The following is a 13007-nucleotide window of genomic DNA, read 5'->3' as shown; positions in this document are numbered from 1 at the left end:
CGCGTCCGGAGGAGTTCTCGCTGTTGGGCGGATGCTGACGCCGCAGGTCTCCGCCCATGACGGAGTCCTCCTCCAGAGGGCGTGAGCCGCGCGGGAGCTCAGCGCTTCCAGATGTCCCGGTAGACCGGGAGGAAGGCGAGCAGCGCGGCGAGCACCGTCCCCACGGAGAGGATCGGCAGGGCGGGCTCCATGATCCAGGGCGAGTTCGAGCTCAGGCCCATGCCCATCACCATCCAGGCTCCGAGCGTGCCGGCGATGAGCAGCACGACGAATGTGAGCGTGATCCGCTGCGTGAGGGGCGAGATGTCGCTGCGTGCGAGTGACGGCAGGAAGAGCAGCGCCCCGATGATGACCACGATCAGCACGATGAAGGCGACACCGAACGGGGCATCCCCGGAGGAGACCTCGCCCGACTCGTCCGGGCCGAGGAGTCCTCCGACGAGCCCGAAGAGGTTCACGGTCTGCTCCTCGCCATCGACCTTGTCGGTGACGAACGGCACCAGCAGGCCCAGCACGAGCAGGATCTCGGTGACGATGACCGGGAAGACGAGCACCGCCGCCTCCAGCGCACGCACCCTTCGCTCGAGCAGCCGCTGAGCCGCTTCGGTCGTGGTTCCCGTGGCATCCTGCGTCATGATTCCGCCCCCTTGTTCTGGCGAGTGTACCGATCTCGCGCGCACAGTCTCAGGAGGAGTTCTCCCTGAGGGGCGGATGCTGGCGCCCCAGGGCTCCGCCCAACACCGAGTTCTCCGCCTGACGCGGTGGGCCGAGGGCGTGCCAGCGCCCTCAGCGCCGCGAGGCCCCGGACGCGGCATCCGCCAGCTGCGTCTGCCACGACCGCAGCAGTGAGCCGAAGGCCTGCGGACGCTCGAGCGGCAGCAGGTGTCCGGCATCGAGGGTGACGAGTCGGGCGTCGGGCATCCGCGTGACGATCTCGGTGTGGAAATGCGGCGGAGTGATCACGTCGTCGAGCCCCGACACGACGAGGGTCGGCACAGACAGGCCCGACAGCCGCGCGAGCAGGTCGCCCCGGCTGAGTTGCAGCTGCAACTGCGTCCGCAACCGCGCCTCGCCCGTGGCGTCGCCCATGGCCAGCGTCCGCTCGACGAGTTCGGGGCGCTCGCGCACGGCCTCCTCTCCGAGCAGCGCCGGAAGGATGCTGCGCTGCAGCTCCCGGGCATCCGTCCCGGCGTCGAGCAGCGCGAGCCACTCCTGCCACGCCCCGCGCTGCCCGACGGTCGGCGCCTTGGCGTTCGTCGACACCAGGCAGAGTCCGGCCACACGGTCGGGAGCCGCCAGCGCGAGCGACATCGCCACGATCGCGCCGAGCGAGTGCCCGACGAGCACGAACCGCTCCGGCAACGCGTCGAGCAGCGCCTCGACCTGCAGGGAGATGGTCGGGCGGTCCAGCACAGGCTGGACCGCCCCGTCTAGTCCGGCATCCGCCCACAGATCGGCGGTGCAGTTCATGCCGGCGAGCAGGACCAGCGACACGTCAGCCCTTGACGGCGCCGTCGCTGAGTCCCGCGACGAGATACTTCTGGGCGATGAACGCGATCACGAACACCGGGATCGTGAGCAGCATCGACGCGGCTCCCGCCTGTTGCAGCATCGGCAGGGTCTGCCCGAGCTGGGTGGCGATGAAGACCGGCACGGTCTTCGACGATGTGTCGGTGAGCACGAGCGCGGTCAGGTACTCCTGGAACGCGAACAGGAACACGAAGATGCCGGCGGTCAGGATGCCGGGGCCCATCAGCGGGATCATGACGCGACGCAGCATCCCGATCCTCGTGCAGCCGTCGATCATCGCGGCCTCGTCGAGCTCCTTGGGGATCTCGGCGAAGAAGTTGCGCAGCAGCCAGATCGTGAAGGGCTGATTGATCGCGACCAGGGCGATCGCCAGGGCGAAGGTCGTGTCGTAGATGCCGAGTGCCCGACTGATGTCGTACATCGGCAGCACGACCGCGAAACGCGGCAGCGCACGGAAGATCAGCGCGAGCACCAGCAGGATCGCCGAGACGTAGCTCGGGAACCGCGACAGCGCGTAAGCGGCCGGGATGCCGATCGCGAGGGCGATCACGGTCGACACGACGGCGACGACCAGGGTGTTGACCAGGTAGTCGGCGAAGTACGTGGTCTGCCACAGGTCGACGAACGCCTGCAGCGTCGGCTGGTAGTCCCAGAGCACCGGTGGGTTGGAGAACGCGACGTCGGTGGGCTTGGTCACCGAGAGGGTCATCCAGATGAACGGGCTGAGCACGACGATGCAGAGGATGCCGAGCAGCAGACCGGTGATGTACGGCGGGCGGTTGACCCCGCGACGCTTGCGCTTCGGTGCACCCTTGGTGACGATGGCCCTCGTCGAGAGTTCTGCGGAGGTGAGACTCATCGTTCGGCCTTCGCTTCCTTGAAGATGCCCCGGATGAACGGGATCAGCATGATGAGGATCAGGAGGATGGTGAGCACGTTGATCGCACTGCCGAGACCGAGGTTCTCGGCCCCGTCGGCGAATGCCACCGAGTAGACGTAGAGCATGATCGACTCGTTCCCGATGTTCTGCGCCTGTGGCGACAGCGGGATCAGGTTGTCGAACATGCGCAGCACGTCCATGATCGTGATCAGCGTCACGAAGCCGAGCACCCCGCGGATGGTCGGGATGATCACGTTGATGTGCGTCTGGAAGCCGTTGGCGCCGTCGATCTTGGCGGCCTCCTTCAGCTCGTTCGGAACTCCCTGGAGCCCCGCGAGGATGATGAGCATCGCGAACGGCAGCATGTGCCACACGGTGTTCGCGATGACGAGGATCGCGTTCGGCACCTGGTCGGTGAACCAGAGCACCTGCGAGCCGCCGAAGAAGCCGATCAGCCGGTTCACGACTCCGCCGAAGTTGTCGTCGAAGAGCCACGAGAACGCGACGGCGCCGACGAGGTTCGGCAGCACGTACGAGACGAGCATGATGCCGAGGACCAGCGGGCGGGATGTGGTGATGCGGTTGATGCCGGTGGCGATGATGTAGCCGAACACCAGCAGGATCGCGGTGGTGACCACGGTGACGGCCACCGTGAAGAGGACCGCCTTGTGGAAACGAGGATCCGTCAGAGCGTCGGTGAAGTTCTCCAACCCGACGAACGTGCCGGGTGTGCCGTAGCGGACCTGCTCGAAGCTCCACTGCACCGTGCGCACCAGCGGGAGCACGAGGAGTGCACCCATCACCAGCAGGCTCGGAGCGAAGAGCAGCCAGAATTCGCGTGCCTTCATGTGCGTCCTCCCTTGGACGGACTGTGGCCTGAACTCGCGCTCAGGCCACAGTCATGGACGTCGGTCAGTGGTCAGCCGGCGACCTTCTCGCCGGCGGCCTGCATCTGGGCGAGTCCGTCGTCGACAGACACCTGGCCGTTGAGGATCGAGACCAGGATCGGACGGATCTCGTTCGTGATGTCGGCGATGACCGGCGACACGATCGGCGGCATCGCGCTGGCGATCGAGTCGTTCGCTGCAGCGCCGTAGGGAGAGTTCTTCTCCGTCACCATTCCCTCGCGGGCCGGGTAGGCCGCGGGGACGGATGCCTTCGAGGCGTCTTCGCTGACGGCCGAAGCCATCATCTGGAACAGCATGTCATGGTCGAGCTTCGTGTTGAACGGGATCGACCAGCCGTCGATCGAGAGGCGGTTGTACGAGTACGCCGCATCGTCGGTGAGCTTGGGCGCACCGGCGAAGCCGAACGAGTCGGCGAGCTTCGAGTTCGCGTCGAGCGTGAGGTCGAACATGCGACCGGAGAACATGATCGACATGGCCGCGGTGCCGTTGAACATCTGCTGCTGCACCTTCGGCTGGTCGAAGGTCGTGACCTGCGGGTCCATGTAGGGCTTCAGCGAGAGCATCGCCTCGACGGCCTGCTTGGCCTCGGGGGTGTCGAGCGTGACGTCGCCGTCGGGGTTGACGAAGTCGGCGCCGAGCGAGTTCATCGCACCTTCGAAGCCGGTGGTGACGTCGGCGGTGGCGAGCCACGGCAGCGCGATCGGGTAGTCCATGAGCCCGGCGCCCTTGATGGCCTCGGCGGCGTCGATCATCTCGTCGAACGTGGTGGGGACCTCGAGGCCGAGGTCGTCGAAGATGTCGGTGCGGTACGCCATCACGAACATCTGCGCCTGCATCGGGATCGCGTAGATGTCGCCGTCGTAGGACATGCCCTCGACCATGGACTCGCTGATCTCGTCGAGGCCGTAGTCGGCGGCGTACTTGTCCCAGAGGTCGTTCAGCGGGATGAGCTTCTCTTCTTCACCGAAGCCCGGGATGACGAAGCCGTACGTCTCGATGATGTCGTACGTGCCGGTGTCGCCGGAGAGCGTCGCGGTCGTCTTCGTGACCTGGCCGCCGAAGTCGATCGGGTCGTGCTTCAGCGTCACGTCGTCGGTCGAGCAGCTCGAGACCATCGTGTCGGTGAAGGGGTCGATCGCGGAGGAGTTGTAGGCGAGGACGTTGACCGTCGTCTTGCCTTCGGGTGCCGTGTAGTCACACGTCACCTTCGTCGAGTTCGCGTTGTCAGTGCGGGATCCCGCTCCGCAGCCTGCGAGGGCGACGATGCCCACGGCTGCGATGGCGAGTACCGGCAGTGCTCGATGCTGTGTGTGTCCCATACGGGTGATGGTATACGTATGCAGTCAACTTAGGGAAGCCTATTTTTTGCGAATGTATTCCCTCTGAATACGTATACGTAACGATTCGTCGCGGGCTCTTGCGGGCGATCCCCCGGAACCGGGGCTTGCGGCGGGTTCAGGCCTGCTCGGCGGCTTCCAGCCACCGCAGCCCCGGCATGTTCAGCGAGCTCCTGCCGCCGCGCTCGACCACGACCATGAGCACATCGTCGCAGTTGCGGCAGCGCACGACGTATCCCATCGGCTGACCGTAGACCGCCGCCTGCGCGAGCACGGCCACGTCGCCGCAGCCCGCGCACTGCCCGCGGGCCGTCGTGGGCTCGAACGAGAGGAGGTCGCCGATCGGTCCGGCGAGGACATTGCCGTCGAGAGTGCCCATCAGATCCCTCCGAATCGTTCGGTGCGGACGCGGTCGCTCGCGTGGCCGAGGGCGATCATCGCCCGAGCGACGACCTCCACGAAGCCGTTCGGGCCGCAGATGTAGATCAGCGGCCGGTCCGCGGGCGGCACCGTCGCCTCCGCCAGGTCGTCGGCCGTGAGGCGGCCGGGTGAACGCGACCAGTCCGGTGGCGTCGTCCGCGTGTAGTGCCAGGTCGTCTCGACCGTGGCCGTGGGGGCGGAGAGCTCGTCCGAGAAGAACGCGTCCTCCGGAGAGCGCAACGAGTACAGCAGGCGCATCGGCGCGGCGCTTCCGGACCGCGCGTGCGCTCGTGACATCGCGATGAGCGGGACGACGCCGGAGCCGCCGCCGATCAGCTGCACGGGAGCCATCTCCTGCGGCTTCCACACGAACCATCCGCCGAGGGGTCCGCGGAGCTCGACCGTGTCGCCGATCTCGAGCTCGTCCACGAGGAAGGGCGACACCTCGCCGTCGGGCAGGAGATCGACGGCGAGCTCGATCTCCTCGGATGCCCCGACGCTCGCGATCGAGTAGGAGCGCACGGCCTGGTAGCCGTCGAGCGCGGTCAGCCGCACGTCGACGTGCTGCCCTGCCTCGTTCCCGGGCCAGCCGTCCACGGCGAACACAAGGCTGCGCGCGGTCGGCGTGAGGCCGCGGGCACGAGTGAGCGTGCCGCCGTACCAGCCCGATGCGGGGCTCGTCACGCGTAGCGCTCTTCTCGCCAGGGGTCGCCGTGCATGTTGTAGCCGTTCTGCTCCCAGAAGCCCGGCTCGTCGTCGTCCTGCAGCACGAGGCCGCGGACCCACTTCGCGCTCTTCCAGAAGTAGAGGTGCGGAACGAGCAGCCGTGCCGGCCCGCCGTGCTCGGGGTCCAGCCCGTCCCCGTCGTACTCGTACGCGATCCACGCCTTCCCGTCGAGGATCTCCTCCAGCGGAAGGTTGGTCGTGTACCCGCCGTAGGAGTGCGCCATCACGAAGTCCAGGCTCGTCTCGACATCGGCGAAGAGGGTGTCGAGCGAGACGCCGCGCCACGAGGTGCCGAGCTTGGACCAGCTCGTCACGCAGTGGATGTCGACGGTGATGTCCTCGGCCGGAAGAGCCTGAAGCTCATCCCAGTCCCAGCGGTGCGTCGTTCCGGTCTCGGTGCGGATGAGGAAGTCCCAGTCCGTCGTCTCGACCTGCGGTGTCGGCCCGGCCGACAGCACCGGGAACCCCTCCGTCAGATGCTGACCGGGCGGGAGAGCAGCGTTCTCCTCGCGGCGGCGACCTCCGAAAACAGCCATGGCTTCTCCTTCCGGCGCGACCGGGTCCGTCGCAGACAGCGCTCCGATGTCGATCGCGCAGCGCCACTCCCATTGCTAGCGCTCTGGCGCCGAAATAGCCAGTGGCTTTGCATCGAGCACGGGCGGCACGGTCGCGCTGTGCCGGATCAGGCGCTCATGGCTCGCAGACGGGGACCACGCGAGAGCTCGGCGGAGAGGAGCGGCGAGGTCAGATCGAGCCCGCGGGAGGACGATGCCTCCGCCATCATGGCGGTCAGGAGCTCCCGATCGAGAGCGACCTCGTCGGAGACGTCGAAACGCAGCGGGATCGAGGCGTTGATCCACAGCGTCGCGCTCGTCTTCTCGTGCTCGGGGAGGGTCAGGGCGAATGACTCGCCACGACGGAGCTTCGTGAGGGCGACGGTGCGGACGTGCGCGAGCAGACGGTCGTCCAGTTCGATCGGTTCGGTCGAGCTGGCGTAGTTCATCGTTCCCATGACTGTCCCTTCGATGCGAGAAGTAGTATGAGAAATATATTACTAGTCTAACTAGCTAAATCTCATCTCTCACTCGGGAAGGGAGTCGATCTCCTCCGTGAGACGTCGGAGGAAGCGCGCGACATGGGCCGCCTGATCGTCGGTGAACTCCTCGGCCACGCTCTCGATACGACGCGAGAGCTCGTCGACGGGCGAGTTGATGTCACGGAGGGAAGGACGCAGGATCTTCGATCGGGCGTCGTCCGGATGCGGTGCGACCACGATCTGTCCGCGATCCTGCAACCGCCTGATGAGACTCGTGATGGCCGCGGTACTGACGCCGAGGTGCGCGGCGAGGTCGCCCGGGGTGGCCGGGTAATCGGACGGCGCCTCGACGATGAAGCGCATCGCTGCGCGGTCGGTGTCGTTCGGCGCCCGCATCGCGAGGAGGCGACGCGTGAACTGCGCGTCGGCACGACGGAGATCCTCGACAGTGCGGACGAGGGATGCGTTCGCCACCTGAGTTCGGGTCGTCATCACACTCCTCGCGTCGTTCACGCGTCCATGCTACTCGATCGTCGGATAACGAGATCGTCTAGGAAAGCCGGTGCGACCTGGCGCTCTCGTGCGCGACTCGCGAGCGGGGATGCGATGATGGATTCAGGTCTGCCGTTGGGAAAGGACGCCATGGCTGAGCGAGAAACCTTCGAGGATGCCGGATACATCCGGTATTCCGACATGCTCGACAGGCTCCAGCAGCGGTTCCCCGATATCGCGACCCGGCGCGTCGCCCAGATCGTCGCGGCCGAGATCGACGCCATCACGGGTGGCGTCCCGCCCATCGTGCCGGCGGAGGTCGAGACCGGCGCATCCGAGATGCTGGAGCGCGAGCATCTGCGCGCCCGGCCGGACGGGGAGGTCGCGTGATGCAGCAACCCGAGGAGTTCGGCCGTTCCGGCTACTGGTACCCCGATTCCGAGAGTGCGACCACGGTCGACGTGCTCAACATGCTGCGCCGCTACCGCGGAGCCGAGACGGCGATGCGCGCTCGCACCCGCGTGTCGATGGGCATGAACGAGACCGACCTGCTGGCGCTGCGCTTCCTTCTCCGCGAGCAGAGAGCCGGGCGCATCGTCCGCCCGATCGACATCGCGCGGGCGCTGGACATCTCGACGGCGTCGACGACGACACTGATCGACCGACTGGAGAAGGGCGGACACGCGCGGCGTGAACCGCACCCCACCGACCGGCGCGCCGGTGTCGTCGTTCCGACGACGCACAGCGACGACGAGGTGAAGTCGACGCTCGGCGCCATGCACCGACGGATGCTGACGCTCGTCGACGAGCTCTCCGATCAGGAGCGCGCCGTGGTGACCCGATTCCTGGCGGGCATGACGTCGGCGATCGAAGAGGCCTCCGATCTCGACGAGGAGCTCCGCGACGTCATCCGCTCGCACGAAGAGGACTCGACCGACCGGTAACCGCTCTGGAGACACGGCGAGGGGGAGACGATCGCGGATCGCCTCCCCCTCGCGGTTCACCCGAAGGATCCGTCAGCGCTTGAACGCATCCTTGACGTTCTCGCCGGCCTGCTTCACGTCGGACTTGGCCTGGTCGGCCTTGCCCTCGGCCTCGAGCCGCTCGTTGCCGGTCACCTTGCCTGCGGCCTCCTTCGCCTTGCCGGCGATGTCTTCCGCAGCGTTCTTGATCTTGTCATCGAGTCCCATGGGGGCTCCTCCCTTTTCTTGTCGGCACGAGGAGGCGCATGAGCATGGCGACGAACGGTCCGGAGCGCAAGGGGATGAGCCGCATCCCGGAGCCCTGACCGATGGCGCGGTGCGCGGGCAGCGGAAACGCCGAGTGTTGCTCGGCGATCGCCGTATACGCGTCTTCAGCCGTCGACATGACAACCTCCTCGCGAGAAAGATTACTAGCCTAGCTAGCAATACATCGAACTCGCGATCGACCCTTGACAGCGCGCGGCGTCGCGCCCTATGGGCGACGCTTCTCCAGCGCGAAGCAGAGCAGCACGGCCACCAGCCCCGCCACCGGGGCGATGAGCAGCCCGGCGCGCAGGCTTTCACTGTCGGCGATGTACCCGACGAACGGTGGAGCCAGCAGGAATCCCACACGCAGAAGCCACGACACGATCGTGAGTCCGACGCCGTGTCGGAGCCCGGGCAGCTCGTCGGCCGCGTGCATCGCCGCAGGGATGAGCGTGGCGATGCCGAAGCCCAGGGCGGCGAACCCGAGGATGGTCCCGAGGATGCTGGGGAAGGCGAGCGCGAGCCCCATCCCGGAGGCCGCGATCAGCCCGCCGGCGCCGGCGACGAAGCGCTGACCGAACCGGTCGGTCAGGCCGTCGCCGAGGATGCGGCCGATGAACTGCGCGAGCATGAGGGCGATGAACCCGAGGGGAGCGATCGCGGCGGCTGCCTCGAGCGAGTCTGCGAGGTACAGCGTCGCCCACGAGTTGCCGGCATCCTCGCCCACCGCGCCGGCCATCGCGATCAGGGTCAGGGCCGCGAGCGTGAGGATCGTGCGCAGGCTCGGCCCTCGGCGCACGGCCGCGCGGATCTCGCCGCCGTCGGCGACGGCATCCGTCTCGCCCGCGTCATCCGCCGGCTCCTCGTCGCGACCGGGCAGGCAGAAGCGCAGCGCGCCGATCGCGACGGCGGCGAACACGGTGGTGGAGATCGCGAGATGGATGCCGACGGGCAGACCGACCGCGATCGCGACGGCGGCCATCGCGCCGCCGAGCACCGCGCCGATCGACCAGATCGCGTGGAAGGAGTTGATGATCGAGCGTCCGTACCGGCGCTGCACCCGCAGGCCGTGCGCGTTCTGCGCGACGTCGGTGATGGCGTCGAACGCCCCGGTGAGGAACAGCGCGCCGGCGAACAGCAGCGCCGACGGCGAGAGTCCGGCGAGCAGGTAGCCGATGCTGGTGAGCGCGGTGCCGAACACCGCGAGGCGGCCCGAGCCGAAGCGGCGGATCAGCACGGCGGCCGCGAGACCCGCCACGATCGCCCCGGCGGGGAGTGCGGCGAGCGACAATCCGTAGGCGGTGTTGTCGAGTCCGAGCGCGGCCTTGATCTCGGGGTAACGCGGCAGGATGTTCGCGAATAGCGCGCCGTTCGTCAGGAACAGTGCCGAGACGGCGATGCGGGCGCGGCGTGCCGCGGCATCCGGGCCGGGTCTCGCGGCCGTGGCCGTCTTGTCGCTCGGATCGTCCATCGCGCCCATCCTTCCACGGGCGCCCGACTCTCCGTGATCGGCCTGCTCTGTGGTCGGCCTGATGCCGCGGTCAGAGGCCTTCGGCGATCTCCTTGATCGCCGCGAGACGACGGTCCCACTGCCGCCCGATCGCGTCGAGCTTCGCGGCGGTGGCGGCGAGCTCGGTGCCGATCACCCGGTAGCGCACCTCACGACCGACGGGCACGGGCTCGACGAGCCCGACCTCCTGCAGCACCGCGAGGTGCTTCGCGATGGCCTGACGGCTGACGGGCAGGCGCCCGGCGAGGGCGGATGCCGAGGCATCACCCTCGCCGAGAGCCGTCAGGATGCTCCACCGCGTCTCGTCTGCGAGCGCCGAGAACATCGGGATCAGGGTTCCGGTGGTCATGCGTCGCTCTCGACCGTCTCCGATTCGACGAGCGCGACCATCTTGTCGAGCTCGGCGTCCCAGCCGGTGCGGTGGCTCTCGAGGTTCTCCCGCGGTGCGGAGGTGCGCTCGAAGCCGCTCTCGACGACGGTGAGCTGCGTGCCGCCGTCGACCTCGTCGAGGGTGAACGTGAAGACGGTCGAGGTGCTCTCGTCGATCGCGTCGGGCAGTCCGTCGGCCGCGTCGTCGTTGTTCCACCGGTAGCTGATGAGACGCGGTTCGTCGTAGGCCTCGACCCGCAGCGGGATGACGTCGTAGTCGGGGAAGCTCATCGTGCCCGTCGCGCCGACGCCCGCGCCGTCGAGCACCGTGCGCCCGAACCAGCGGGAGATGTGCTCTGGTTCGGCGACGGCGCGCCAGACCTTGTCGATGGATGCCGCGATGCGGATCGTACGTCGAACCGAGAAGGTCTCCTCGTCGACGACGGAGCCTGCGTTCTCTGTCATGTTGACCATGATGCGTCCTTTCGTCGCGGAGCGGTGGGATCACCACTCATCTGCAATTCAAGAGTTGCACATCGATCTCCGCAATGCAACCCCGTAGTTGCATAAAGTCGGGCGCCCTACATCCCCGACCGGCCGCGCGCCACCCGCTTCTTCCTGTCGCTCCCCCGGCATAGCCTCGACCCATGACCGAGCTCACCCAGCCCACCGGACAGGAAGAGGCGCTGCGCGCCGTTCCCCGCGAAGACGGCACCGCACCCCGCGCCCTCGTGCTCGGAGCGACCGGCTACATCGGCGGTCGCCTGACCCCGCGCCTGCTCAACGCCGGCTACCGGGTGCGGGTGCTGGCGAGAGACGCCGTGCGCGCGGCATCCTTCCCCTGGGGTCCCGACTGCGAGATCGTCGAGGGCTCGGCCGACGATGCGGATGCCGTCGCCGAGGCCGTCGACGACGTCGACGTCGTCTATTACCTGATCCACTCGATGACCGCCGGCAAGGGATTCGAGGAGAGCGACGAGCGCGCCGCGACGACCGTGGCGGAGGCCGCGGCCCGCGCGGGCGTGCACCGGCTGGTCTACCTCGGCGGCCTGCATCCCGACGACGTGAAGCTCTCACCGCACCTGCGCTCGCGCGTCGAGGTCGGAGAGACGTTCCTGCACTCCGGGGTCCCGACGCTCGTCCTCCAGGCCGGTGTCGTGATCGGGTCGGGGTCGGCGTCGTTCGAGATGATCCGGCACCTGACCGACGTGCTGCCGTACATGCCCGCGCCGAAGTGGGTGCGCAACCGCATCCAGCCGATCGCCGTGCGCGACGTGCTGCACTACCTGCTCGGCGCCGCGCGGGTCGACGAGAGCGTGAACCGCGCGGTCGACATCGGCGGCCCCGATGTGCTGCGGTACGGACAGATGATGAACGGGTACGCGGTCGAGGCCGGATTGCGGCAGCGGGCGATCGCGTCGCTGCCCGTGCTCACGCCGTGGCTCGCCTCGCACTGGGTGAACCTCGTGACGCCGGTACCGCGATCGATCGCACGTCCTCTCGTCGCGTCGCTGCAGAACGAGTGCGTGGTGAAGGACCGCACGGTCGACGACCTCATCCCCCGGCCTGACGGCGGACTCACCCCGTACCGCCGCGCGGTCGCCCTCGCCCTCGGCCGCGTCAATGCCGACAACATCGAGACCAGCTGGCAGGACTCCGAGGTCTCGGGAGCACCGAGCGACCCGCTGCCCAGCGACCCCGACTGGGCGGGTCGCACGGTGTTCACCGATGCGCGATCGCTCGAGACGAAGGCATCCGTCGACGATCTGTGGCGCGTGATCATCGGCATCGGCGGAGAGAACGGGTGGTACTCGTCGCCATTCCTCTGGGCCGTGCGCGGGGTGATGGACCGGCTGGTCGGCGGCGTCGGACTGCGGCGTGGGCGACGGAACCGCACCGCGGCGCGCATCGGCGACGCGATCGACTTCTGGCGCGTCGAGGCCGTGTCGCAGCCGCATTCGGGAGACGAGGATGCCGGACTCCTGCGGCTCCGCGCCGAGATGAAGGTGCCCGGCGAGGCGTGGCTCGAGCTGCGGGCGATCGCCGACGGCGCGAGTGCCCGTTACGAGCAGCGGGCGGTGTTCTTCCCGCGCGGACTGAGCGGGCGGCTCTACTGGCTCGCGGTGCTGCCGTTCCACGGCTTCATCTTCGCGGGCATGGCGGCGCGCATCACGGCCGCGGCCGAGACGGGATCAGGTCACGGTCCATCGTGACCCGGGGTAGCCTCCCGACCAGCAGTTGTACCGATCTCCGCCTGCACCAGAGCCGCGAGAACAGGAAACGCCGTCGTCACTGTGCGCCAGAGCAGATCACCGTCGAGCCGATCGTAGTGATGCACGACGAAGTCGCGGCTGCGGGCCGCCTGACGCCACACCGGGTCGGTGAAGCGATCCTGATCCGCGTGCAGGAGGCGCTTCGCGAGCTCGCCGATGCGATTCGACAGCGCTTCGAAGGCCAGGGGGAGAGCGGCATCCTCGTCGAACGCGTCTCGCCCACGATCGACGAGCCGGGCTGCCGCGGCGAGCGTATCGCGAAGATCGCCGAGCCATCGATCCACGCGATCTGCGGAG

At 67.9% G+C, this 13007-nt stretch carries 18 protein-coding genes; 3 read left to right on the top strand and 15 right to left on the bottom strand.

Annotation, left to right across the window (positions count from 1 at the left end):
- Nucleotides 1-98: 98 nt before the first annotated feature.
- The 10 genes from LC452_RS08600 to LC452_RS08555 form a co-directional block, all read right to left on the bottom strand.
- Nucleotides 99-635, bottom strand: a complete 537-nt coding sequence (locus tag LC452_RS08600; RefSeq protein WP_223624157.1) for a hypothetical protein — start codon at nucleotides 633-635, stop codon at nucleotides 99-101.
- 151 nt (nucleotides 636-786) lie between these two features.
- Nucleotides 787-1494 (bottom strand): alpha/beta fold hydrolase, encoded by a 708-nt coding sequence (locus LC452_RS08595; protein ID WP_223624155.1) that lies wholly within the window; start codon nucleotides 1492-1494, stop codon nucleotides 787-789.
- Between the two features lies 1 nt (nucleotide 1495).
- On the bottom strand, nucleotides 1496-2389 hold the full coding sequence (locus LC452_RS08590) for a carbohydrate ABC transporter permease (protein ID WP_223624153.1): 894 nt from the start codon (nucleotides 2387-2389) through the stop codon (nucleotides 1496-1498).
- Nucleotides 2386-3258, bottom strand: coding sequence for a carbohydrate ABC transporter permease (locus LC452_RS08585; protein WP_116636121.1), 873 nt, complete (start codon nucleotides 3256-3258; stop codon nucleotides 2386-2388). Before LC452_RS08585 ends, LC452_RS08590 begins: the two co-directional genes overlap by 4 nt.
- Before the next feature lie 71 nt (nucleotides 3259-3329).
- Nucleotides 3330-4637 carry an ABC transporter substrate-binding protein gene (locus LC452_RS08580; RefSeq protein WP_223624152.1) on the bottom strand — a complete coding sequence of 436 codons (1308 nt, stop codon included), beginning with the start codon at nucleotides 4635-4637 and terminating at the stop codon, nucleotides 3330-3332.
- Between the two features lie 136 nt (nucleotides 4638-4773).
- Nucleotides 4774-5034 carry a DUF6510 family protein gene (locus LC452_RS08575; protein ID WP_223624151.1) on the bottom strand — a complete coding sequence of 87 codons (261 nt, stop codon included), beginning with the start codon at nucleotides 5032-5034 and terminating at the stop codon, nucleotides 4774-4776.
- Nucleotides 5034-5759 carry a ferredoxin reductase gene (locus tag LC452_RS08570; protein WP_223624150.1) on the bottom strand — a complete coding sequence of 242 codons (726 nt, stop codon included), beginning with the start codon at nucleotides 5757-5759 and terminating at the stop codon, nucleotides 5034-5036. The genes LC452_RS08575 and LC452_RS08570 overlap by 1 nt, the downstream gene beginning before the upstream one ends.
- Nucleotides 5756-6337 carry a sulfite oxidase-like oxidoreductase gene (locus tag LC452_RS08565; RefSeq protein ID WP_223624149.1) on the bottom strand — a complete coding sequence of 194 codons (582 nt, stop codon included), beginning with the start codon at nucleotides 6335-6337 and terminating at the stop codon, nucleotides 5756-5758. Before LC452_RS08565 ends, LC452_RS08570 begins: the two co-directional genes overlap by 4 nt.
- 146 nt (nucleotides 6338-6483) lie before the next feature.
- The gene (locus LC452_RS08560) at nucleotides 6484-6813 is read right to left on the bottom strand and encodes a hypothetical protein (protein ID WP_223624148.1); all 330 of its coding nucleotides are present in this window, start codon (nucleotides 6811-6813) and stop codon (nucleotides 6484-6486) included.
- A 69-nt stretch (nucleotides 6814-6882) separates the two neighbouring features.
- On the bottom strand, nucleotides 6883-7329 hold the full coding sequence (locus tag LC452_RS08555) for a MarR family winged helix-turn-helix transcriptional regulator (protein ID WP_223624147.1): 447 nt from the start codon (nucleotides 7327-7329) through the stop codon (nucleotides 6883-6885).
- Between the two features lie 150 nt (nucleotides 7330-7479).
- On the opposite strand from LC452_RS08555, the gene LC452_RS08550 reads away from it, so the two are divergent.
- Complete coding sequence (locus LC452_RS08550) at nucleotides 7480-7719, top strand: hypothetical protein (protein WP_223624146.1); 240 nt, start codon at nucleotides 7480-7482, stop codon at nucleotides 7717-7719.
- Nucleotides 7719-8273: a MarR family winged helix-turn-helix transcriptional regulator gene (locus LC452_RS08545; RefSeq protein WP_223624724.1), complete on the top strand. Its 555-nt coding sequence runs from the start codon at nucleotides 7719-7721 to the stop codon at nucleotides 8271-8273. Before LC452_RS08550 ends, LC452_RS08545 begins: the two co-directional genes overlap by 1 nt.
- 72 nt (nucleotides 8274-8345) lie before the next feature.
- On the opposite strand, the gene LC452_RS08540 is transcribed toward LC452_RS08545, so the two are convergent.
- The 4 genes from LC452_RS08540 to LC452_RS08525 form a co-directional block, all read right to left on the bottom strand.
- Nucleotides 8346-8519, bottom strand: a complete 174-nt coding sequence (locus LC452_RS08540; protein WP_223624144.1) for a CsbD family protein — start codon at nucleotides 8517-8519, stop codon at nucleotides 8346-8348.
- 265 nt (nucleotides 8520-8784) lie between these two features.
- The gene (locus LC452_RS08535) at nucleotides 8785-10029 is read right to left on the bottom strand and encodes an MFS transporter (protein WP_223624143.1); all 1245 of its coding nucleotides are present in this window, start codon (nucleotides 10027-10029) and stop codon (nucleotides 8785-8787) included.
- Nucleotides 10030-10099: 70 nt separating this feature from the next.
- Entirely contained in the window at nucleotides 10100-10417 is a 318-nt protein-coding gene (locus tag LC452_RS08530; RefSeq protein WP_223624141.1) for a helix-turn-helix transcriptional regulator, read from the bottom strand.
- Nucleotides 10414-10902, bottom strand: coding sequence for an SRPBCC family protein (locus LC452_RS08525; RefSeq protein ID WP_223624139.1), 489 nt, complete (start codon nucleotides 10900-10902; stop codon nucleotides 10414-10416). Before LC452_RS08525 ends, LC452_RS08530 begins: the two co-directional genes overlap by 4 nt.
- A gap of 182 nt (nucleotides 10903-11084) precedes the next feature.
- Here LC452_RS08525 and LC452_RS08520 point away from each other — a divergent pair, with 182 nt between their 5' ends.
- Nucleotides 11085-12650: an SDR family oxidoreductase gene (locus tag LC452_RS08520; protein WP_223624137.1), complete on the top strand. Its 1566-nt coding sequence runs from the start codon at nucleotides 11085-11087 to the stop codon at nucleotides 12648-12650.
- Here LC452_RS08520 and LC452_RS08515 read toward each other — a convergent pair.
- Entirely contained in the window at nucleotides 12635-12994 is a 360-nt protein-coding gene (locus LC452_RS08515; RefSeq protein WP_223624135.1) for a HepT-like ribonuclease domain-containing protein, read from the bottom strand. The genes LC452_RS08520 and LC452_RS08515 overlap by 16 nt on opposite strands.
- Between the last annotated feature and the right edge of the window lie 13 nt (nucleotides 12995-13007).

This window comes from Microbacterium sp. EST19A, assembly GCF_019969685.1.
Classification (GTDB): Bacteria; Actinomycetota; Actinomycetes; order Actinomycetales; family Microbacteriaceae; genus Microbacterium.
Note: the sequence above shows the minus strand (reverse complement) of the source record. Positions and strands in the feature narration are given on the sequence as shown.